Source organism: Micromonospora sp. NPDC049102 (assembly GCF_043197485.1).
GTDB lineage: Bacteria > Actinomycetota > Actinomycetes > Mycobacteriales > Micromonosporaceae > Micromonospora.
This window is the reverse complement of record NZ_JBICTE010000013.1, coordinates 141,508-163,493: the sequence shown is the minus strand read 5'-3', so window position 1 is coordinate 163,493 and position 21,986 is coordinate 141,508. Positions and strand designations below refer to the sequence as shown.

The 21,986-nt window shown below is 71.4% G+C and carries 18 protein-coding genes; 15 read left to right on the top strand and 3 right to left on the bottom strand.

All coding sequences use genetic code 11. The features are described 5' to 3' along the window. Window positions 1-186: 186 nt before the first annotated feature. Window positions 187-2,565: a discoidin domain-containing protein gene (locus ACGFH9_RS15910; protein ID WP_393219410.1), complete on the bottom strand. Its 2,379-nt coding sequence runs from the start codon at window positions 2,563-2,565 to the stop codon at window positions 187-189. Between the two features lie 181 nt (window positions 2,566-2,746). Here ACGFH9_RS15910 and rfbD point away from each other — a divergent pair, with 181 nt between their 5' ends. Beyond that, complete coding sequence (gene rfbD / locus ACGFH9_RS15905) at window positions 2,747-3,679, top strand: dTDP-4-dehydrorhamnose reductase (RefSeq protein WP_393219407.1); 933 nt, start codon at window positions 2,747-2,749, stop codon at window positions 3,677-3,679. A gap of 27 nt (window positions 3,680-3,706) precedes the next feature. Here the strand turns inward: rfbD and ACGFH9_RS15900 are convergent, their stop codons facing one another. After that, on the bottom strand, window positions 3,707-4,759 hold the full coding sequence (locus ACGFH9_RS15900) for an NAD-dependent epimerase/dehydratase family protein (protein ID WP_393219404.1): 1,053 nt from the start codon (window positions 4,757-4,759) through the stop codon (window positions 3,707-3,709). A 244-nt stretch (window positions 4,760-5,003) separates the two neighbouring features. Between ACGFH9_RS15900 and ACGFH9_RS15895 the strand changes: the two genes are divergently transcribed. The 11 genes from ACGFH9_RS15895 (at window position 5,004) to ACGFH9_RS15845 (ending at window position 18,151) form a co-directional block, all read left to right on the top strand. Beyond that, on the top strand, window positions 5,004-6,071 hold the full coding sequence (locus ACGFH9_RS15895) for a sugar transferase (RefSeq protein ID WP_393219401.1): 1,068 nt from the start codon (window positions 5,004-5,006) through the stop codon (window positions 6,069-6,071). Continuing rightward, window positions 6,064-7,629, top strand: a complete 1,566-nt coding sequence (locus ACGFH9_RS15890; RefSeq protein ID WP_393219399.1) for a lipopolysaccharide biosynthesis protein — start codon at window positions 6,064-6,066, stop codon at window positions 7,627-7,629. Before ACGFH9_RS15895 ends, ACGFH9_RS15890 begins: the two co-directional genes overlap by 8 nt. Then, window positions 7,626-8,477, top strand: coding sequence for a class I SAM-dependent methyltransferase (locus ACGFH9_RS15885; protein ID WP_393219396.1), 852 nt, complete (start codon window positions 7,626-7,628; stop codon window positions 8,475-8,477). Before ACGFH9_RS15890 ends, ACGFH9_RS15885 begins: the two co-directional genes overlap by 4 nt. Beyond that, window positions 8,474-9,325, top strand: a complete 852-nt coding sequence (locus ACGFH9_RS15880) for a class I SAM-dependent methyltransferase (protein ID WP_355243381.1) — start codon at window positions 8,474-8,476, stop codon at window positions 9,323-9,325. Before ACGFH9_RS15885 ends, ACGFH9_RS15880 begins: the two co-directional genes overlap by 4 nt. Beyond that, the gene (locus tag ACGFH9_RS15875; protein ID WP_393219392.1) at window positions 9,325-10,632 is read left to right on the top strand and encodes a glycosyltransferase family 2 protein; all 1,308 of its coding nucleotides are present in this window, start codon (window positions 9,325-9,327) and stop codon (window positions 10,630-10,632) included. Before ACGFH9_RS15880 ends, ACGFH9_RS15875 begins: the two co-directional genes overlap by 1 nt. Then, complete coding sequence (locus tag ACGFH9_RS15870) at window positions 10,625-11,785, top strand: glycosyltransferase (RefSeq protein ID WP_393219389.1); 1,161 nt, start codon at window positions 10,625-10,627, stop codon at window positions 11,783-11,785. Before ACGFH9_RS15875 ends, ACGFH9_RS15870 begins: the two co-directional genes overlap by 8 nt. After that, window positions 11,782-13,098, top strand: coding sequence for an O-antigen ligase family protein (locus ACGFH9_RS15865; RefSeq protein ID WP_393219386.1), 1,317 nt, complete (start codon window positions 11,782-11,784; stop codon window positions 13,096-13,098). The genes ACGFH9_RS15870 and ACGFH9_RS15865 overlap by 4 nt, the downstream gene beginning before the upstream one ends. Next, window positions 13,095-14,042, top strand: a complete 948-nt coding sequence (locus ACGFH9_RS15860) for a glycosyltransferase family 2 protein (RefSeq protein ID WP_393219383.1) — start codon at window positions 13,095-13,097, stop codon at window positions 14,040-14,042. The genes ACGFH9_RS15865 and ACGFH9_RS15860 overlap by 4 nt, the downstream gene beginning before the upstream one ends. After that, window positions 14,042-15,241, top strand: coding sequence for a glycosyltransferase family 4 protein (locus tag ACGFH9_RS15855; protein ID WP_393219380.1), 1,200 nt, complete (start codon window positions 14,042-14,044; stop codon window positions 15,239-15,241). Before ACGFH9_RS15860 ends, ACGFH9_RS15855 begins: the two co-directional genes overlap by 1 nt. Continuing rightward, window positions 15,241-17,211, top strand: a complete 1,971-nt coding sequence (locus ACGFH9_RS15850) for a hypothetical protein (RefSeq protein ID WP_393219377.1) — start codon at window positions 15,241-15,243, stop codon at window positions 17,209-17,211. The genes ACGFH9_RS15855 and ACGFH9_RS15850 overlap by 1 nt, the downstream gene beginning before the upstream one ends. 76 nt (window positions 17,212-17,287) lie before the next feature. Next, the gene (locus tag ACGFH9_RS15845; protein ID WP_393219375.1) at window positions 17,288-18,151 is read left to right on the top strand and encodes a TylF/MycF family methyltransferase; all 864 of its coding nucleotides are present in this window, start codon (window positions 17,288-17,290) and stop codon (window positions 18,149-18,151) included. A gap of 382 nt (window positions 18,152-18,533) precedes the next feature. Here ACGFH9_RS15845 and ACGFH9_RS15840 read toward each other — a convergent pair whose 3' ends face one another. Further along, window positions 18,534-19,586 (bottom strand): LCP family protein, encoded by a 1,053-nt coding sequence (locus ACGFH9_RS15840; protein WP_393219372.1) that lies wholly within the window; start codon window positions 19,584-19,586, stop codon window positions 18,534-18,536. A 186-nt stretch (window positions 19,587-19,772) separates the two neighbouring features. Here ACGFH9_RS15840 and ACGFH9_RS15835 point away from each other — a divergent pair, with 186 nt between their 5' ends. From ACGFH9_RS15835 to ACGFH9_RS15825, 3 genes are read left to right on the top strand one after another with little or no spacing between them, the layout of a single operon-like run. Beyond that, the gene (locus ACGFH9_RS15835) at window positions 19,773-19,922 is read left to right on the top strand and encodes a peptidase (RefSeq protein ID WP_355243407.1); all 150 of its coding nucleotides are present in this window, start codon (window positions 19,773-19,775) and stop codon (window positions 19,920-19,922) included. Beyond that, the gene (locus ACGFH9_RS15830; protein WP_393219369.1) at window positions 19,919-20,464 is read left to right on the top strand and encodes a hypothetical protein; all 546 of its coding nucleotides are present in this window, start codon (window positions 19,919-19,921) and stop codon (window positions 20,462-20,464) included. The genes ACGFH9_RS15835 and ACGFH9_RS15830 overlap by 4 nt, the downstream gene beginning before the upstream one ends. Beyond that, the gene (locus ACGFH9_RS15825; RefSeq protein WP_393219367.1) at window positions 20,454-21,983 is read left to right on the top strand and encodes a glycosyltransferase; all 1,530 of its coding nucleotides are present in this window, start codon (window positions 20,454-20,456) and stop codon (window positions 21,981-21,983) included. The genes ACGFH9_RS15830 and ACGFH9_RS15825 overlap by 11 nt, the downstream gene beginning before the upstream one ends. Window positions 21,984-21,986 lie beyond the last annotated feature (3 nt).

Below are 21,986 nucleotides of genomic sequence, written 5' to 3'. Positions count from 1 at the left end.
GAGCCAGTCATCGATCTTCACGTACAGTGCCGTCAGAAGGGTGTTGAGGTCGGTCGTCACAAAACTGATCCTCAACACCCTTCGTCTATCTCCACCACCCAGGGTCGTTAGGACTTACTCGTCTAGGGGCTGGGCTCGACGGGAGGGCGGCCGCCGGTCGGCGTCCGGCGGCCGCCCCACGTCCGGTCAGCTCGCGTACACCTCAAGTGCCGCCAGTTGCCCGGCCGGCCAGCCGGTGTTACCGGTAACGGTGATCCGCACGTAACGAGCCTGCGCGGCACCGAACGTCAACGACACCGAGTTTCCCGTCGACGGATCGAACGTCCGCCCCGCCGCTCCAACCAGCGTCCCGAAGCTCGAACCGTCAGTGCTGCCGGCAACGGCGACCGTCTGCGTCCGAGCACCCCAGGCCGATGACGGCGGCAGCTTGAGCACGACCCGCCCGACCGTGCGCGCAGCGCCCAAGTCGACCTGCACCCACTGCGGGAAGGCGTTGTTGGCGCTCTCCCAGTAGCTGTTCGCGTCGCCGTCGACCACGTTGCCCGAGCCGTAGCTCTGCACGTGGCTGCTCTCCGAGGTGGACCGGCCGCGGGCCAGGTCCGAGTTGGCGGCGGCATCGGTGGTCACGGTGACGGCGTTCGACGCGCTTGAGCTGTTGCCGCCGGCGTCGCGGGCGACGACGGTGAAGGTGTACGAGGTCGACGCGGCCAGCCCGCTCACGGTGGCGGTGGTGCCCGTGACTGTGGCGACGACCGTGCCACCCTGGCGTACCTGGTAGCCGGTGACGCCCTTGTCGTCGGTGGAGGCCGTCCAGGCCAGGGACACGCTGCTCGACGTCTTGGCGGTCACCGCGAGGCCACTCGGGGCGGTCGGCGGGTTGTCCGTGGTGCTGCTGGAGCCGTACACCTCGACCTTGGCGAGCTGGCCCGCCGGCCAGCCGGTGTTTCCGGCGATGCTCAGCCGGACGTAGCGGGCCGTGGTGGTCGTGAGAGTGCGGCTGACGGTGTTGCCGGTCGCCGGGTCGAAGGCGAACGCCGAGGCTCCGGCGATGGTCGAGAAGGAGCTGCCGTCGACGCTGCCCTGCACGGTGATGGTCTGGGTGCGCGCCTCCCAGCCGGCGGGGAGCCGCACCACGAGCCGGCTGACCTGCTGGCTGGCGCCCAGGTCGACCTGCCACCAGTGCGGGAACGAGCCGCCGCCGCTCTCCCAGTAGCTGCCGGCGTCGGAGTCCACCGCGTTCGCGGCCACGAAGGAGCCGTTCTGGCTGCTGGCCGAGGTGGACCGGCCGGCAGCGAGGTCGCCGCTGGTCGGTGGCGGGGTGCCGACCATGGGCGGGGTGGGGCGGGTCGCGGTGAGCGCGAGCTGTCCCTTGAGCATCCGGCCACCGTCGCCGGTGATGCGCAGGTAGTAGTCCGACGAGCAGGCGACGCCGTCCTCGTCCAGGGCGCGGATGTTCGCGCCGGCCGGGGTGGTCGCCTGTGTCTCGGACGTCTTGGCGATCTGGTTGCCCTCGTTGTACTCGTCGAACATGGACACGTAGAGGCCCTGGGAGCCGAGCCGGACCATGTTGTGGATGTGCCGCCAGTAGAAGTCGCCGTGTTTGCGGTGTCCGCCGGCGAGGTCGCCGGGCATCACGCAGGGCAGGTAGTCGATGCCGCGTGCCGCGCAGTCGGCCATGTCGCCGACGTTGACGTTGTTGTAGTACGAGTCCAGCTCCTCCACGGTCCTGGCCCGGTAGACCATCCACGGTGAGATCGCGTGGAAGGCGTGGTAGACGTCGAGGAAGCCGGCGCGGGAGTCCTCGATGCCCTGCCGCCACCAGGTGGGCACGCCGCCGATGACGTAGCAGCCCTGCGCCTTGAACCAGTTGATGACCTCCAGGCACGGCCCGGGGGTGAAGGGTCGGCTGGGCTCGCTGAAGCCGAAGCCCCAGATGCAGACGACAGGCTTGCCGTTCTGGCGGGCGTACGCACTGGAAGCTGTGTGCGTCGACATCTTGTTCAGCCAGTCGGTCTTGATGTCCGCCTGCATGGTGAGCCAGTCGGTGACGTCGTACATGATGTAGAACTTGCGGCCGTAGCGCTCGGCCGCCGAGCGGACCTTGAGCGTCATGGCGTCGCGGGTCGGCCCCTCGTCGCCCGTCGGGTTGAAGCGTTGCAGCGCGGCGGTGTCGCAGCCGTACTCCTGCATCCAGCGGAAGTGGGTGTCCACTGTCTGCTGGTCGTAGGAGGAGAACAGGGTGGCCGGCGAACCGTTGCCGAGGTTCGGGTACGCGGTGGGATAGCTGCGCGTGTACTCGCGCATGTCCGGCCAGGACACGATCGTGGTGTTGCTGGGCGAGGGCGGCTGGAACCGGTCGCGGCTCCAGTGCCACCAGCCGCCGATCGGCGCGGAGTCGCCGGGGGCGCTGAACCAGCCCTGGTAGCCGACCGTGACCTTGCCGACCACGTCCCCGGGAGGACTGCCGGCCTGGGCGGGGCTGGCGAGGAGCTTCGTGGTGGAGGCGGCGGCGAGGGCGGAGCCCGCCAACACGGATGTGACGAACCTGCGGCGGGTTACCGCCATGGGGACCACTCCTTCGGGACGGAAGGCATTGACGGCCATCGTGGCAGTTCCGAATGCGGTTCAGCAAGAGTGGGACTGATCAATGCAAAAGTTCGTCAGGTTCCGGGAAGCAGCGCGAGCCTGTAATGTTTCATGCCTTAAAAGCGCCGCTTGGATGTTTTGTACGTTTTATCCTTTTTCGATGGACATAGCAGCTCGTTGGTTGGTGACCGGAGCGCACGGCATGCTGGGTCGGGACATGGTCGACGCGCTCGCACACCACCCCGGCGCGTCCGTGACCATCGCCGACCACGCCACGCTCGACGTCACCGATCCCGCGGCGGTCGCGCGCCTCGTGCCCGGCCACGACATCGTGGTCAACGCCGCCGGCTGGACGAATGTGGACGCTGCCGAGCAGGCCGAGGACGAGGCGACAGCCGTCAACGGCACGGCCGTGTGCCACCTGGCCCGGGCCTGCGCGGATTCCGGGGCCTGCCTGCTGCACATCTCGACCGACTACGTCTTCGGCGGCGCCGCCCGCCGCCCCTACCAGGAGCACGAGCCCACCGGCCCGGTGAACGCCTACGGCAGGAGCAAACTCGCCGGCGAAGAGGCGCTGCGGCAGTTCCTGCCCGAGCAGGGCTACATCGTCCGTACCGCCTGGCTGTACGGCGAACACGGGCGCAACTTCGTCGCCACCATGCTCGCCCAGGCCGCCGAGTCCCGCGTGGTGCGGGCGGTGGCGGACCACACCGGCCAGCCGACCTGGAGCCGGGCGCTGGCCCGGCAATTGGTGGAGCTGGGCCAGGCGGCCCACACCGGGGTGGCACCGCCGGGGATCTACCACGGCACCAGCACGGGCCACTCGACCTGGTACGACCTGACCCGCGCGCTGTTCGACCTTGCCGGGCTGGACCCGGAGCGGGTCCAACCCGTGTCGCACACGATGTTTCCCCGCCCCGCGCAGCGTCCCGCCTACGGCGTGCTGGGGCACGGGCGGTGGCGGGTGGCCGGGGTCAGCCCGCAGGCGCCGTGGCGGGAGCAGCTCGAGGAAGCGTTGCGGACACCGGTGTTCGCCGCTCTCGCCGGGACCGCCCGCGCTCGCTCACCGCGCCTCGAGACGTTGGGGCGGTAACCGCACGACGCGGGCGTCCCGACGCCGTTACTGGGTCGCCGCCACCGGGTCGAGGTCGCGCGCCTGGGTGAGGACCTGGCCGCCGTGCCGGCGACGGGCGTCCCGCACCGTCATCCGCACACCCTCGGTGAGGCCGACCTTCGGGTACCAGCCGAGCAGCTCACGGGCCTTGCGGATGTCGAGCGCCATGGCGCGTACCTCCCCCGGCCAGGGCAGCGGCTCGTAGCGGGGCGCGGCCTCCACGCCGCACGCGTCCCGGACCGCGTCGTACACCTCGTTGATGCTGGTCTGCCGCCCGGAGGCGATGTTGACCATCCCCGCCCCCGGGTGGTGCGAGGCGACGGCAACCGCCTCGGCGACGTCACTGACGTGGATGAAGTCCCGGGTCTGCGCGCCGTCGTCGTAGATGACCACCTGCCGACCACGGACCAGGGCATCCGCCATGAGGGACACGACGCCGCAGTCGCCGCCCTCCTGCCGGGGGCCGTAGACATTGCCGAAGACCATCGAGGTGTACGCCAAACCGTGCTGCCGCCCGTACCAGTCGAGGTAGTGCGCACCGGCGGCCTTGCTGATGCCGTACGGGCTGACCGGCGCGATCGCGTGGTCCTCACGGATCGGCAGCTCGTTGGCGGGGACCCTGCCGAAGATGGCGCTGCTGGCCGCATTGATCACCAGTCGTACCCCGCTGCGGACGCAGGCGTCGAGCACGTTGACGGTGCCGAACACGTTCACGTCGGCGTCGTACAGGGGTGAGCGGCGGGCCGCGGGAACGCTGGGCTGCGCGGCCAGGTGCACCACCACCTCGGGCTGCCACTGGTGCACGATCTCCAGCCCCTCCGGAGTGCGGATGTCGCCGGTCACCACGTCGGCCTCGGTCAGCCCGCCGTACGCGGCGTCGGCGAGGTTCTCCAACCGCCCGGTGGTGAAGTTGTCGAGGACGCGCACCTCGCTTCCCATCAGCATCATCCGGGCGACCACGTGGCTGCCGATGAAGCCGGCGCCGCCGACCACCAGAACGCGACGGGGCACCGGGATCGCCGACGGTTCGGGACCGACGGCGATGTCTGGCAGGACCATCTGGAACTCCTCGGTACGACAGGGCCGTCGGCCGGTGCCGACAACCCGGGCTCGGGCCATCAACGCGGACCTAGAACGCCTGAAAGGGAACCTTTCACCACCCAGGTTGCCGCCATATAGCCATGCGCGTCCCCAGAATCCTTTTTTTACCGTTTTGACCCTCTTGGGGTTTTTGTCCTTGAGACTTGCTCCCGGGGTGCTGGCTGGCATGCCCTGCGAGTCCCTTACCGAGGAGGTCGACGCGATGAGGAAGACGCGGGGTCCCATCGCTGCGGGCCACTCTCCGGCGTCGCTCGACCGCGTCGACGTCCCGACCGGTGTCGGTGCGGCGTCGAGGTCACCGGCGGCCGTGCACCAGGTGTCCGTCCACCGCGCCGAGCGGCGCGAGCGGGCCCCGAGGCCGGATCAGAGCAGCCGGCGGGTACGCGTGGTGGTCATCGAGCCGAACGACGTCGCCGCCGTGCCCGACCGGCTCGACGAGGAGTTCGACGTCGCAGCCCGGCTGCCGATGCCGTCGCGCGCCGAGGACGTCGCGGCGGTCCTCACCCGTGTCCGGCCCCGACTGCTGCTGCTCAAGCACTCCCTGGAGAGCATCGACGAACGCCTCATGACCAGTTGCCTGAGCGCCGGAGTCGAGATCCTGGTGCTGGCACGACCGGTCTACGGCCTGCTGCGAGCGCCGGCGATGGCCCGCTTCGGCGGGCTGCCCTGGATCCGCCTCGGCTCCGGCGCGGGCCGACCCCGCCACGAACGCCTCAAGCGCACCTTCGACCTCGCCGTGATCCTGCTCAGCGCCGTCGTGGTGATCCCGCTGATCGCGCTGATCGCCGTCGTGGTCGCGTTCACCGGGCCGCCGTTCTACCTCCAGGAGCGGGTCGGCGCGGGCGGCCGGCTGTTCCAGCTGGTCAAGTTCCGGACCATGCGGGTCGGCGCGGAACAAGCCACCGGACCCGTCCTCGCCCAGCCGGACGACACCCGGATCACCCGGGTCGGGCGCTGGCTACGACGCTCCCGTCTCGACGAGCTCCCTCAACTGTGGAACGTCGTACGCGGCGAGATGAGCCTCGTCGGCCCACGCCCCGAACGGCCGGAGTTCATCGCCGGCTTCGACCGCCTGCCGCACTACGACCTGCGGCACCTCATCCGCCCGGGGCTGACCGGCATCGCGCAGCTCACCGGCGGCTACGCGGCCACCGTGGAGGACAAACTCCGCTGCGACCTGCTCTACCTCAACTGCCGCTCGATGCGGGTCGACCTGGCCCTGCTGCTGCTGACCGTCGTCGAGCTGTTCCGGGGGTTCCCCCGTGGGTAGCGCCACCGACGCGGTCGACACCCGGGTCACCCGCAACACGGCCAGCATGCTGGGCGCGCGGGTGGTCATGGCGGTGTCCGGCCTGGTCTCGGTGCCGGTCGTCTACCAGAGCCTCGGGCCCCGGGAATTCGGCGTCTGGATCGTGCTGGCCGGCCTGCTGGCCATGGCCGCACTTGTCGATCTCGGACTCGGCTCCGCGCTGGTACGCGAGGTCGCCAAGGCCGTGAGCGCGGCGGACCGTGACCTGGTGCGCCGGCTACAAGGGCTGGCGCTGGGCTGGGCCGCGCTGCTCGGACTGCTCACCGTGGGGGCGCTCGGCGTCTGCTGGCCGTGGCTCACCGGGCTGCTGCGGCTGGGCGACCTCGCCGGCGAGGCCTGGCACGCCACGCTCTGGCTGGTCCTCGGCCTGGTGGCCGGTGCCGTCGAGCTGCCCTGGCGTGCCGTGCTCGAAGGCGGCCAACGGTACGGGTCGCTCGCCGCGATCAGCGCCAGCACCGCCGTGCTCGGCGCCGCACTGGCCATCCTGGTGGTACGCCTCGGCGGCGGCCTGGCGGCGCTGGCCGCCTCCGCCGCCGCGACCGGCGCGATCCGTACCGTCCTGCTCACCGGGGCCGCCCACCGACAACGCCCGGACCTGTCGCCACACTGGGGACGGCTGGGCCTGCCCGACGCACGCCGGATCGGCGGCTACGGCATGCGGGTGCAGGTGTCCGCCGGGGCAGGCATGGTCAACGTGGAACTCGACCGCCTCGTCCTCGCCGGGGTCTTCGGCCCCGCCGTCGCCGGCGACTTCGACCTGGGCAGCCGCCTGCTCAACCTGCTGCGCCTACCACCGAGTCTCGCCCTCGTGGTGCTGTTCCCGGCCGCTGTCGCCCGCTCGGTCAGCCGCGGCACCGGCATGTCGGACCGGTTCCACCTGGCGGCCACCCGATACCTGGCGCTGTTCCTCGCCCCGGCCGCCGCGGCCCTGATGGTCAGCGCCGACCCGCTGGTCCGGCTCTGGCTGGGACACCAGGTCCCCTGGGCCACGGTGAACATCCTCGTGCTCACCCCCGCCTACGCCCTCAACCTGATCAGCGGGGCGACCACCGTCATGGCCCGGGCCGAGGGCCGACCCGGGCTGGAGACGCGGTACGTGCTGCTCTCCGTCGTGCTCAACCTGGCCCTCACGGTGCCGCTGATCTGGCTCTGCGGGCCGCTGGGCGTACCCCTGTCGACAGCCCTGGCCGTGGTGCTCAGCACCGCGTACTTCCTGGTCTACTTCCACGCGGCGACGGCCCGGCGGCTGACGCCGCTGGTACGGGTGATCTGGCCGCCGATCGCCGTGGCGGTCGCGGCCGGACTGGTCGCCAGCGCGGCGAGCCGCTACCTGCCGGACGGCCCCGGGCGACTCGACGCCGCCCTCGCCGTCTCCAGCCGCGCGGGCCTGACCCTGCTCGTCGCCGCCGCGTTGCTGGCCGTCGGCGGACAATTCAGCGCGAGCGACCGGACGCGGCTGCGCCGGCTGTTGCGTGCTCCCTCGGCCGTCCTGGCCCCGACGGCAGGTGGCCCGCGATGAGCGTGGACCGCAGTACCGCCCGGTGCCTCGTCTGTGGGCCACGGCAGGACCACCGACCCGAACTCGGTGGGCTGCTGCGCCGCTGCGCGGCCTGCGGGTTCGCCTGGACCGCGCAGGAGCAGGCCGAGGCGGACGGGCGCTACGACGAGGACTACTTCGCCGACGGCGGCTACGACGACTATTTCCGGGCCGGACCACGCCGGTTCGAGGCCGCCCGGCGGCTGCGCTGGCTGCTCTCGGCCACCCGACCCACCACCCTCATCGAAGCAGGATGCGCCGGCGGCTACTTCCTCGAAGCAGCCCACCACGCCGGCATCAACGCCACCGGCATCGAAGTCAGCCACGCCGCCGCCCAGTACGCCCGCGACCACCTCCACATGCCCGTACGCCAGGGCTACTTCGAAACCATCGCACCCACCCTCACCGCCGACACCATCTGCGCCTTCCACGTCCTCGAACACGTCCAAGACCCCCGCGCCTTCCTCCACGCCGCCCACACCGCCCTCACCCCCGGCGGCTGGCTCGCCCTCGAAGTCCCCAACATCGCCTCCGCCGCCGCCCACCGACTCGGCACCGACTGGCCCGGCCTCCAGCCGCGCTACCACCGCTGGCACTTCACCCCCGCGACGCTGACCCGGCTCGTGACCGACGCCGGCTTCGAGGTGGTCCGGCAGGACACGGCGGTCTTCCGCTACTACATGCCGCTGCGCTACCGGCTGCGGCACGCGCGACACCTCCTACCCGCCGACCTGGTCGGGCTCCGTTCACCACGGCTGACCCATCCGCGCCTCGGCGACCTGCTCCGGGTGATCGCCCGGACGCCACAACACCGACGGAGTACCCGATGAAACTTGATGGGATCGAGCTGGTCCGGTGCCGGCTCTGCGGCCGCGCCGGCGGGCACTCGCCGACGCTCGGCGACCTGCTGTGGAGCTGCCCCGACTGCGGCTTCGTCTGGACGGCCGGCGACGCGCCGGACCCGGAGGAGTTGTACGACGAGGCGTACTACACCACCGACGGGTACCAGGAGTACTTCGCCTCGGCCGGTCAACGCCGGTTCGAGGCCGCCCGGCGGCTGCGGTGGCTGCTCTCGGCCACCCGACCCACCACCCTCATCGAAGCAGGATGCGCCGGCGGCTACTTCCTCGAAGCAGCCCACCACGCCGGCATCAACGCCACCGGCATCGAAGTCAGCCACGCCGCCGCCCAGTACGCCCGCGACCACCTCCACATGCCCGTACGCCAGGGCTACTTCGAAACCATCGCACCCACCCTCACCGCCGACACCATCTGCGCCTTCCACGTCCTCGAACACGTCCAAGACCCCCGCGCCTTCCTCCACGCCGCCCACACCGCCCTCACCCCCGGCGGCTGGCTCGCCCTCGAAGTCCCCAACATCGCCTCCGCCGCCGCCCACCGACTCGGCACCGACTGGCCCGCCATCGCTCCGGCGTACCACCGGTGGCACTTCACCCCGGACACGCTCACCCAGATGCTGGTGGAGACCGGTTTCCGGGTCATCTCCCACGACACGGTCTTCTCGCGGTTCTACTGGCGACCGGCGGCCCGGCTGCGCAACGCACGGAACCTCCTGGTCGCCGACGTCGCCGCCAGCCGTTCACCCCGGGTGACGCACAGCCGGCTCGGCGACCTGCTGCGGATCTTCGCCCGCCGGGACGACCGGAGCGTGTCGTGATGGGCGCCCCAACGCTGTCGGTCCTGCTGATCAGTTGGAACACGCGCGAGCAGACCCGGCAGTGCCTGGAGTCGCTGGCCGCGACCGCCCCCGCCGACCTGGACTACGAGGTGGTGGCCGTCGACAACGCCTCCTCCGACGGCTCCGCCGACATGCTCGCCGACCAACCCCGGGTCCGCCTGATCCGGAACAGCCACAACACCGGCTTCGCGGCCGCCGTGAACCAGGCGTACCGCCGGTCGACCGGGCAGTTGGTCCTGCTGCTCAACAGCGACATCCGGTTCCACCCGGGCGCGCTGTCCCGGATGGTCGACCATCTGCGGGATCGGCCGGACGTGGCCGGGGTCAGCCCGCTGTACCTCAACCCGGACGGCACGTTCCAGCAGCACTACGTCCAGCAGCCCAGCTTCGCCGCCAGCATCGCGCTGGTCACCGCGCTGCGCCGCGTGCCCGGGTTCCGCCAGGCGCTGCACCGGTTCCAGATGCGCGGCGAGGACTTCAGCCGCCCCCGGCAACTCGCCTCCGGTAGCTGCATGCTGCTGCGCCGTTCGGTGCTCGGACGACAGACCATCTTCGACGAGACGTTCCCGGTCTACTGGAACGACGCCATCCTCGCCCGTCAGCTCCAGCAGGCCGGTCACCAACTGTGGATGCTCCCCGACGCGGTGGTGACCCACAGCCGAGGAGCGTCCTGCCGGCTGCTCGGGCCGGCCATCCGCTTCCGACACCTCCTGGGCAGCATGGTCGGCTACCTGCGGACGACCCAACCCCGGCACCGGATGGCGGTGTTCCAGGCCGTCCTGCTCGTCGACCACCTGGTCAAGCGGCTGTTCGGCCGACACGTCCAGCTGGGTATGGCCGACCTGCTCGCCGCCCTGCGCGGCGACGTCGGCCCGCTGCCCGACGGCGACACCCGCGACTGGGTGGTGCTGTTCAGCCGCAACCGCTGGTCGGTCGAACGGCACCAGACCGAACTGGAGCTGTTGGCGACCGGGCAGCGGTTGCTCTTCGTCGACCCGCCGGGCCGTCGTCCCCGCTGGCGGTGCGAGATGACCCCGATCGGCTCGACGGCCTGGCGCGCCGTCGCGCCGACCGCACTGCCGCTGGGTGACGCGTTGCCACCGGTGAACTGGATCAACCGCCGGTTCGCGGCCGGCGCCCTGCGGCGCTGGCTGGACCGACAGGCCGGCGCTCGCCTGCTGCGGCTCGACGACGAGCGCGCCCGCCCCGTGCTGGGCCGGCTCGGCGAGGACGAGGTGCTGCCCACTGTGGCACCCCGACCGATGCAGGGGTCGCGCCGTGGTTGAGAGCACGCTTCGCCCATCGGCGCCGACCGTCGACCCCACGGCCACCGACGACCGGGACTGGGTGGTCGTCTTCAGCGGCACCCCGTGGGCCAACGGCGCCCACCGTCAGCACGCCCTGGCGCGCGAGCTGACCGTCGACCACCGGGTGCTCTTCGTCGACCCCGCCGGGCACCTCCCCCGCTGGCGGCTGCGCGTCCGCCAGGTGGCCGACGGCCTGTGGCAGTGCGCCGGGCCCGCGCTGCTGCCGCTCGGCCGGCACCTGCCGCCGGTCAACCGGATCAACCGCTGGTTCGCCGCGCTCCGGCTCCGCCGTTGGTTCCGCCGGCATGCCGATTCGGTACGACTGCTGTGGCTGGACGAGGACCTGGCCGCGCCGGTCGCCGCCCGACTGGACGCGTCCGCCGTGGTGTACGACGCCACCGACCTGGACTGGACGTTCACGAGACGCTGGAACCGTCGGCACCTGCGGCGGGCGTTGGACTCCGCCGTCGGCGCGGCCGACCTCGTCCTCGCCTCGTCCAGCGCGCTACCGGAACGGATGCCCGCCGTCGACCCCGCGCCCGTGGTGCTGGCCAACGGATGCGATCCGGAGCACTTCTCGCCGGACGGCACCGTCGCGCCCTGGTTGACCGGGATGCGCCGGCCACTGATCGGCTACAGCGGGGCGGTCGACACCCGCGCCTTCGACGGGGACCTGGTCGCCGAGGTCGCCCGGGCGCACCCCGAGTGGACCTTCGTGCTGATCGGCCCGTCCACCCGTGCCGGCCGCGCCCCGCTGCTGCACCTGTCCAACGTGCACCTGGTGGACGCCGTCGGCTTCGCCGAGGTGCCGAACATCCTGCGCGCCTGCGACGTCACCGTCATCCCCTACCGGGTCGGCAGCCTCGTCGACTACGTGCACCCGAAGAAGTGCTACGAGTACCTCGCCCTCGGCAAGCCCGTCGTCGCGACACCGCTGCCCGCGCTGGAGGCGCTGGCCGACGTCATCGCCCTCGCCGACGACGCGGAGGGCTTCGCCGCCGCCATCGACGCTGCGCTGGACGGTGCTGACACCCCCGAGCAGGTGGCCCTCCGCCGGGCGGTCGCCACCCGCAACAGCTGGTCGATCCGGGGTGTGCGGCTGCGCTCACTGCTGGCGGGGTTGCCGCGATGAGAGTGCCGATCGTCGCACCGACGGTGCTCCTCGGCGGCGCCGGGCTCGGTGCCCTGGTCACCGTGGTCACCCTGCTGCCCGGGCCGGTCGGACTGGCCGCCGCCGCCGGCGTACTCGCCTGTGGCGTCTTCCTGCTCTGGCCCTGGGCGGTGCTGCCGGTCGGCATCATCGGCGGTGCCGTGATCGGTGCCGTGCTCAGCGGTGGTGACGTCCGGGGATTCATCGCGGTGAAGGTGCTGCTGCTGGCCGCCGGCGGTGCCGCGCTGGCCGTACGGCACTGGCTGCGGGTGGAGGGGCCGACCCGGCGTACCCCCGCCGACCTGGGCATGCTGACCCTCATCGGGTTGACCGTCGTGGCCGCGGTCTACGGCCTGGCCGTCGGCAACCGCTCCGGGGAGGTGCTGGTCGCCGCGTACCAGATGGCCACGATCCCGGTGTACTTCTTCGTCGCGACCCACACCCTGACCACGGCCCGTCGGATCCTGGCGGCCGGGATCCTGTACGTGGTGCTGGCGGGCACCTTCACCGCCCTCTCGGTCGCCACACCGGGACGGCACGGCGGACTCATCACCCTGATGGCGGTCCCGCCGCTGATCTGGGCCGCTGGTCGACTGCGGGGGTGGCGTCGCAACGGCGTCCTCCTGCTCGCCGGGTTCTTCGCCGTCGACGTCCTCCTGGCGTCGTACCGGGGAATCTGGCTCGCCGCCGCGCTGGCCCTGCTGGTCATGCTGGTCCGTGGTGGTCGGGCCGTGCGCACCGGCCTGGCCGCGACCGCCGCCGCCGCGGTCGCGGTGGCGGCGGTCCTCGCCCTGCAACCGGGGGTACGGGACCGGGCCGGCGAGATCGTCAAGGGCCTGGCGCAGTCGGCCGGCTACCGGGGTGCGGAGTCGTCGGTGGGCCTGGGTGTCTTCGCCGACCAGCCGCTGGTCGGCGCCGGCCTCGGCCAGAGCACGCCGGGCGTCTACCTGTCGGGCTTCACCCTCACCGACGTCGGGCCGGTCTACCACGCCTTCTACGTCACGGTACTGGCGAACCTCGGGCTGGTCGGCCTCCTGCTCGTGCTCTGGCCGATCCTGCGCAGCATCCGCGTCGGCCTGCGCAGCCGGGACGGGATCACCCTGCCGTTCGCGGCGCTGTCCTGCGGCTTCCTGGCCGCCGCCGTCTTCGCGGCGCCGACCGACGGGCACTGGGAACTGGGCCTGTTGCCGGCACTGACCCTGCTCACCGCAGAACAGGAACGAGCGCCGCTCCGACGATTCGCGGGAGCGCCGCTCCTGCACCGTCCGGTGCACCGGACGGGAGTCACGGCATGAGTAACGCCGACGCCACCGCCGTCGTGGTGACCCACAACTCGGAGCGGCAGATCGTCGCCGCCCTGACCGCGCTGCGGCAGGAGGGACTGCCGGTACGACTGGTGGACAACGCCTCCACCGACGGCACGGTCGCGCTCGTCCGACACCGTTTCCCGGAGGTGACGGTCCTCGCCAGCACCACCAACACCGGCTTCGCCAGCGCGGTGAACCGGGCCGCAGCCGGGATCGACACCGACGTCGTACTCCTGGTCAACCCGGACTGCGTGGTCACCCCCGGCATGGCCGCGGAGCTGGTCCGGGTCATCAGGAGTCGACAGTCGGTGGGCATCGCGGGACCACGGCTCGTCGACGCGCACGGCCGGATCGCGATCAGCGCGCACCGGTTCGAGTCCCTCGGCACGGTGCTGGCCAGCCGTTTCGGTGGCTCGCTGGCGCCGGTCGCGCTGCGCCGGCTGCTCAGCGGCCGGCAGCGCCGCGCCGCCTACGACGCCTGCGTACGGGGAGCGCAGCCGGTGGCGGTGGACTGGGTCTCCGGCGCCTGCCTGGCGGTACGCACCGACCTGTTCGAGGCGGTCGGCGGGCTCGACGAGGGCTACTTCCTGTACTACGAGGACGAGGAGCTGTGCCTCCAGGCCGCCCGGCGCGGCGCCGAGGTGCTGTACGTGCCGTCCGTGACCGCCCTGCACACCGGCGGCGCGAGCAGCTCCGATCCGGCCTGGATCTGGCCCCACCTGTACCGCAGCATGCTGCGGTACTTCGCCCGGCACCGAGCCGGCACCCTGCGCGCCGTACGCGGTGTCGTGCTGCTGCGCGCCCTGATCGGTATCGGTCTGGCCGGTGTGCGGATGCCCCTGCAACCCCGAGCCGGGACGGCGCGGCTGCGGGCCTGGACCCGCATCGGCCGGATCGCGGTCACCCGAGCTGAGACGAGAGGAGGAGCGTGATGCACGTCCTGATCACGGTTGTCGGCAAGCGCACCGAACACTGGACGGACCTGTTCGACGTGCTGTGTGAACAGCCCGACGTCACCCTGACCGTACTCGCCGCGGACGTGTCCCCGGCGACCCGACGTGAGCTGGCCCGGCTCAGCGGACGACACCGCCGACTGCGGTACCACGTCGTCCCGCACCTGCTCGGCGAGTCGCTGACCGGACACATGGCCTCGGTGCTGTTCCGTGTCCCCGGCCAGCACGACGTGACCACCACCCGCCCCGACATCCTGCACGTCATCGGCGAGGCGGCCTACCTCACCACCTGGCAGGCCCTGCGGCTGCGGCAACGCTGCTGGGCCGGGGTGCCCACCACCCTGTACGCCGCGCAGAACGTGGTGACCCGGTTCCCGGTGCCCTTTCCCCGGATCGAGCGACAGTCCTACCTGTCCGTCGACCACGCCTTCCCGATCACGCCGGCCGCGCTTGACGTGCTGCGCGTCAAGGGCTACCGCGGCCCGGCCACGATCGTCCCGCTCGGTGTGGACATCCGGGTCTTCCGCCCGTTGCCCACCGATCCGGCGATGCGCCCGTTCACCGTCGGATTCGTCGGACGGTTCGAGCCGCACAAGGGCGTGACAGACCTGCTGCGCGCCGCCGAGCTGATCGACTGCGACGTGTCGCTGGTCGGGGACGGCAGCCTGCGCGGCGAGATCGAACGGGCGGCCGCGCGACGGCCCGGCCGGGTGCACCGGCACGGCTGGGCCGGGCACGCCGAACTGCCCGGGTTGCTGAACCGGATGGACGCGTTGGCGATGCCGTCGGTCGAGGTCGTGCAGCGCAACACGCTGCCCTGGATCGGCATCCCGTTGCGCGAGCAGTTCGGCCGGGTGCTGGTCGAGGCCATGGCCTGTGGCGTACCGGTCGTGGGCAGCGACGTCGGCGAGATTCCCCACGTGGTGGGCGACGCCGGACTGATCTTTCCTGCTGGCGACGTACCCGCGCTGGCGGCCCGCCTCGCGCTACTGCGCGACGATCCCTCACTCGCCGGCCGGCTGGCGAACCAAGGGCTGCACCGAGCGGACGCCGAGTTCGACTGGGACCGCATCGCCGACACCCTCTGCGCCACCTGGCGCGGGCTGCTGTCCCCCACCCGCCCCTTTCGCACACCGCCCGCCGAGGCCGGGCACTCAACAAGAGAGGCAATCGCCTGATGAGCGCGTCGATAGATGTCAAGGGCCTGCTCGGTGCCTCGTGGCGCCGCGTGGGCGTACCGCTGATCGGCCTGTGCGCGGGCCTGGCCGCCGCCCAGGGGGTCACCGCACTCCTACCGGCCCGCTACGAGGCCGAGGCGTCCGTGCTGGTCAGCGCCGAACAGACCGACGAGAGCCGGCCTGCGGACCTGGCTCTCGCGCAGAACCTCACACCCACCATCGCCCGGCTCGTCGGCTCCCGGGAGGTCGCGATCGAGACGGCGCGCACGCTGCGACTGCCCGAGCACGCGGTGCTCGGCCACGTCAGCGGTGAGTACGAACTCGGCCTCCAGATCATCACCGTGCACGCGAGTGCGGGTTCCGGGGCGCAGGCCGCCGCCATCGCGAACGTGGCCTCCCGTGCCGCCAGCGAACGCCTGAGCAAACTGGAGATGGGCGGCTCGACCAGCATCAACGCCCGGGTGCTCGACACCGCCAGCGCGCCGACCATCCCCGCCTTCCCGAAACCGATGTTGAACGGCGTGCTCGGGGCCCTGGCCGGGCTGCTGGCCGGCTGGGGCGCGACGCTCCTGCGCGACCGGTTCGACAGTCGACTGCGCGACGTCGGGCAGGTCGAGGCGCGCCTGGGCCTGCCGGTCCTCGGCGTGCTGCCGAAGCTGCCGCGCCGGTTCTCCCGCCACCACGCCAGCGCGCTCTACGCGCGCACCGACGTCACCGACGCCGTACGCGCCACGATCTCGACGCTCAGTGTGCTCACCGCCCCGCTGCCACGCCGGAGGCTGCTGGTCACCAGCGCCCACGACGACGACGGCAAGGCGCTGGTGACCGCACTGCTCGGTCTCGGTCTGGCCGACGAGCACTGCCGGGCCACCCTGGTGGACGGGGCGGTACGGGACCCGGTGTTGTCCGGCCACTTCCCGGAGGCGCCACACACCTGGCAACAGGTCCTGACCCAGAAGTGCTCTCCGGTGCGTCTGGTCGACTTCCCCACCCTGACCGTGCTCCCGGCCGAACCCCGCGAGGGCGCGGACACGCAGGCCCTGCACGAACTGGGCGGACTTCTCAACACGTTGGGCGAGGACGAGGACTGCGTGCTCGTGCACGCGCCGCCGATCCTGGCGGGACGGGAGATCTCCGCCTTCGCCCAGCACGCGGACGGCGTGCTGCTGGTCATCCGGGCCGGCCGGACGAACCTCGACGACGGTACGCGGGCAGCCCGCCTCGTCCAGCGCCTCGGACTTCCCCTGGCCGGTGTCGTGGTGATCGGCGCGGAGGCGCGGACGGACAACCGCGCGGCCGGGCAGCAACCGGCTCCGGCTCTGGACGCCGTCCAGGACACGTTGTCGCTGCCGTCGGCGAGGTCGGGCGCCGTCATCCGGGAGTTGGTCAGCGCGCTCGTCGAGGACTCCTCGGGCAGCAGCGGTGGTCGGCATCGCCGGCAGCCCGCAGACCCGGGCGGATCGGGTCGCGCGCCCGGAAGCGGCAAGACGGTCGAGGGCACCGCGGTCGAACGGCCGACTCCGGTCGAGCGGTCGACGCCGACCGGCCTGACGGCCCCGGCCGAGCGGTCGCCGGCCTCCCACGTGGCGGTCGTGTCCACCCGCGTCGAGGACGCCATCACCGAGCCCAACCCGGTGGTGACCGACGCTCCGCAGCGCCCCGAGCAGGCGGCGACGCCGCGCGTCCGACCCGGACAGGCGGATGGCTCACCGACCCGGGGCAGCGCCGCCGGAGTGAGCGTGCTCGGCCGGCCACTGGCCCGACCCGAGGCGACCTGGCGGACGGCGATGACCGAGTCCGTCGCGTCGCCGTCGTCGCCGCAGACACCCATTCCCGACCCGACGGGTCGATGGTCGTCCTACGGGCAGGAGCTACTGCCCGCCGGGCGACCGAGTACGGAACGACTCTCGTCCACGTCCATCGTGCTGCGCCGGGCGGTCGCCGTCGGCGACTCCGAACGCTGGGGCTGACGCACGAGGGACGGCTGGCCGCACGCCCCATCGGACCGCCAGTTGCCGATCACAGACACCGATAAGGAGATTGCCGATGAGTGAGATGTTGGCGCCGACCCAGTCATCCGACCGGATGCTGGACGATCCCCGTGCGCTCTACTGCGACCTGCTCAAGAAGGCGTTGACCAGATACGTCTTCCGCGAGACGTGGATGCCCTACCAGCCGCGCCGGGGTTCCCTGCACGGCCGGCTCCTGCAGCGCGGCCGGCATCTGCTGCAGCGCAAGGGGCTGGAACTGGTGCTCCAGTTCCCCTTCGACCCGGAGGCACGGGCCAACGGCCGGGACTGGCCGCCGGAGGCCGACACGATGATCGGCCTGCGCCGGCTGGACAACCTAGAGCAGTGCATCGCGGACGTGCTGGACCGGGGCGTACCCGGCGACCTGATCGAGACCGGGGTCTGGCGGGGCGGCGCGACCATCTTCATGCGCGGGATGCTGCGCGCCTACGGCGACCGGGACCGCACGGTGTGGGTCGCGGACTCGTTCCGTGGTCTGCCGAAGCCGGACCCCCGCCGGGTCGAGGACGTCGAGGACGCGCTGTGGCAGGTGCCCTTCCTGGCCGTGTCGCAGGAGCAGGTGCAGGCGAACTTCGAACGGTACGGGCTCCTCGACGACCAGGTGCGCTTCCTCAAGGGCTGGTTCTCGGACACCCTGCCCAGCGCGCCGGTGGAACGCCTGGCGGTGATGCGTCTCGACGGGGACCTCTACGACTCGACGATGGTGGCGCTTCGTTCGCTCTACCCGAAGCTGTCGGTCGGGGGGTACGTGATCATCGACGACTACCACGCCGTACGCGGATGCAAGCAGGCCGTGGACGACTTCCGTGCCGAGCACGGCATCGAGGACGAGCTGCACCAGGTCGACTGGACGTGCCGCTACTGGCGGCGGTCGCGCTAGGCCGTGTGTCAAGGTCCTCGGTCGAGCAGAGGGGCGGACGGCGGACGGCGGACACCACGATGAGGGTGATGCCTGTGAGTCATCTTGATGACCCACAGGCATCACGCTCAATGGAGGGGGCGGCTCCGATCCGGCCGGACCACGGGCCCGCGAGCGACGGTTCACCAGCGGCCGAAACGGCCGGTCCTCTCGGCCTCCGCAGGCCGGCCAGGGGCTTTGACACACGGCCTAGACGAGTACGCCGGCGAAGGGCGACTCGCCGTCGACGGTGGCTGCCCGCCGTGCCGATGTGCTGTTGAGCGGTATACCTCAGAGTCATATTCATTCCTCTGAGGTATACCGCTCAACGCCGTGTCCGCCTCCTACGGAGGTGCGGCGCGGCTCAGTTGGCCGGCGCCGTCTGCGGGTTGGTCGCGAGCCACTGGGTGACCCGGTCCTCGCGTACGGCCGCGAAGAGAGCCTGGGCCTTCACCTCGTCCAGGCGTACCGCGGAACCGGCCGGGGTCTGCAGGTTGGGGTCGCTGAAGGGGACGGTGACGAACTGGACGGTCTCGGGCTTCACCCGGCGCACCGCGAGGGCGAGGTCGGCCAGATTGAGGTCACGGTCGACGATGAGTGACTCGGCCGCCGTGGTGAGCACCCGGTCGAGTCGGGTCGGGTTGGTGAGCAGACTCGTCGCGCTGATCCGCTCCGCGAGGGCACGGACCACCAACTGCTGGTCGTAGATGCGCCCGAAGTCGCCGCCGGGCACCCCGTGCCGCTGACGCATCAGGTCGTCGGCGGCCCTGCCGTCCAGGTCGTGGCAGCCGGCGGTCCAGGTGACCCCCGTGTCCGAGGAGGTGACCGGGTACGGCAGACAGACGTTGATGGTGCCGACCGCGTCCACGAGCTTGCGGACGGCGGCGAAGTTGGCCACCAGCACCCCGTCCAGGGTCAGGCCGGTGAGCTTGGCGACCGTCTCGGCGGCCAGCGCGGCGCCGCCGAAGGCGAACGCTGCGTTGATCTTGTTGAGTCCGCCGGACCAGACCCCTCCGGCGGCGGGGACGTCGACGTAACTGTCCCGGGGAATCGAGACGACGGTGGCCGCGTCCCGGGCGGCGTTGACGTGCACCAGCATGAGCGTGTCCGACCGCTGACCGGGGTAGAGAGCCTGGTCCGGCTCACCGTCGCGCGAGTCCGATCCGAGCAGCAGCAGGTTGAGGGGCCCCGACTCCCAGCGGCGTTCGTCGTGGGGCGCGATGCCCTGTCCGAGGATGTCCTCGCGCTGCACCCGACTCTCGTACCGGTGCTTCAGACCGAAGCCGACCGTGACGAGGCCCGCGCAGAGCACCGCGAAGACCAGGGTCAACCCGATCATGGCCTTCTGCCAGCCCGCCATCGCCCGCCATCGGGACGTTGCCGGCGGGGCCGTCCTGCCGGGGTAACCGGTCACCATCTTGACCACCTCTGCGCCACCTGTCAGGACATCGAATCTGTTGCGGAGCAAGGGATGCTGGCCGACCAACGGCGTCAACCACTCAAAGGGTATTTAATCACTCTTTAGGGTTTCTATGGGTTTTTATCCTGTTTGCCCGATTCTGGCGATGCCATTCTGACCTCCGAGTTGACGAGGGAGATGGCCATGTACGGAGTACCTACCAAGGGTCCACACATCGGCGGAGGGCTGGCCGCTACCGGGGTCGCCATCCAGTCGTGGTTGCTGGTCGGCGTCGGCCTGGTCGTTCTCGGCCTGGCGTTGTGGTTCGTCGCCCTGCTGGGCCGCGAGCGATGACAGGTTCCTCCAGCTGGGGGGCATGGCTGCGCGCGACGACGGGCATCCTGTTCGGCGTCGCCGTGGCCGCCGCGACCCTGTGGCGGTGGCACGACATCGCCAGCGGCGAGGCATGGCTGAACGCCCGCCTGGTCGACGCCGTCGGCCTGGCGAACGCCAAGTCGATCGGCGCGGCGGTCATCTTCCCGCTCGACGAGCGCTGGGTCGGCTTCATGGTCTCCAGTGGATGCTCGGTCGCCATGTTGCTGATACCGCCGATCGTGCTGGCCTCGACGCTCGTCGGGTTCCGGCGCATCTCGATGTCACGTGGCCTGAACGCCCTGGGAATCGCCACCCTGCTGCTGATAACGGTGAACCAGGTGCGACTCGCCGCGGTGGTGGTCTCGATGCAGACCTGGGGCTTCCGGCTCGGCTACGAACGCAGTCACGTGCTGATCGGCTCCGTGATCACGACGGCCGGCCTGATCGCCGTGGCGATCCTGTTCGTCGTCCTGGTCAGCCGGACCAAGCGCATGCGGGGGGCGATCGTCGGTGTCCGCTGAGGCGCAGACCCTCGCCTTGCTCAACACGGCGGCGTTCCTGCTGTGCGTCAGCTTCTGCGCGTACGTGCTGAGCATCCTGGTCTTCCACCTGAAGACCCGCCGTAGCCGCGGCGGCAGCCCGGACGGCTTCGACTGGCACGTCATCGTGCCGTGCCGCAACGAGGCGTCAGTCATCGGCGACACGCTGCGGCGGCTGCTCGGCGACTTCCCCCAGGTGACCGTCTGGTGCGTCGACGACGCGTCCGACGACGGCACGCTCGCCGAGCTGGCCACGTTCTCCCACGAGCCCCGGGTACACGTCGTCCGGCGTCAGCTGCCGGACGCGCGGCAGGGCAAGGGCGCCGCGCTGAACGCCGCCTGGCGCCGCATCGAGCAGTCGCTGCCGGCCGACGTCGACCGTACCCGGGTGATCGTCGGCGTCCTGGACGCGGACAGCCGGCTCGACCCGCAGGGCCCCGTCGCCCTCGCCGGCCGGCAGTACTTCGGCACGGAGGATGTCGGCGCCGTGCAGGTGGAGGTGCGGATGCTCCAGTGCGCGCCGCGCCGGTACGCCCCGGTGACCGAGGTCAGCGGATGGGGACGGCTGCTGATCCGGCTACAGGACATGGAGTTCCGCGCGCCGATCGCCGCCATGCAGTCCCTGCGTCGACGCACCGGCAGCGTGGCGATGGGCGGCAACGGCCAGTTCACCCGCCTGTCGCTGCTCAACGACATCGCCGCCGAGCACGGCACACCCTGGCACGGTGCTCTGCTGGAGGACTTCGAGCTGGGCCTGCACATCCTGCTGGCCGGTGGCCACACCGAGTACTGCGCGGAGAGCTGGGTGGCCCAGGAGGCACTGACCCAGATCCGGCCGTTGGTGCGGCAGCGGACCCGCTGGGCTCAGGGCTCGATGCAGTGTGGCCGCTATCTGGGCAGGGTCCTGCGCTCCCCCCGGATCGGAAACTCCGCGACGCTGGAGATCGCCCACTTCCTGGCGGCACCGTGGACCCAGCTCCTCGGCACCCCGGTCTATGTCGCCTGCCTGGCGGTGATGATCTACTACGTCGACCACACCGCCGGCGGGCTGGGCGGCTGGTGGGACAGCGGCGGATGGGGCGTACCACCGCTGGTGCTCGTCTTCGGCATCGGGCCGTTCGCCCTGTGGGGAATCGTCTACCGGGCCCGCTGTGAGCCGCAGCTGTCGGTGCGCACGGCCCTGCTGCTCGGCGTCTGCCACTGGCTCTACAGCTACGCCCAGTCGCTCGCGGTCTGGCTGGCCTTCGCCCGCATGGTGACCGCCCGCACCGACTGGCAGAAGACCGCCCGCGCCGCCGACCCGCAGCCGCAGGCCGCCCCGGTCCGGGCCATCGGTCGAGTGGCCGTACCGACCCAGCCCCGCCGGCACCACCCGGCCCGCGGTTCGAGCCGTGTCGACGGACCTCGCTCGATCAGACCGCCTCGCCATCTGGTCCACCTCACGCACCTCACCACCACCCCCACCACAGACCACCCCACAACCGCCCACACCAGAAGGTAGACA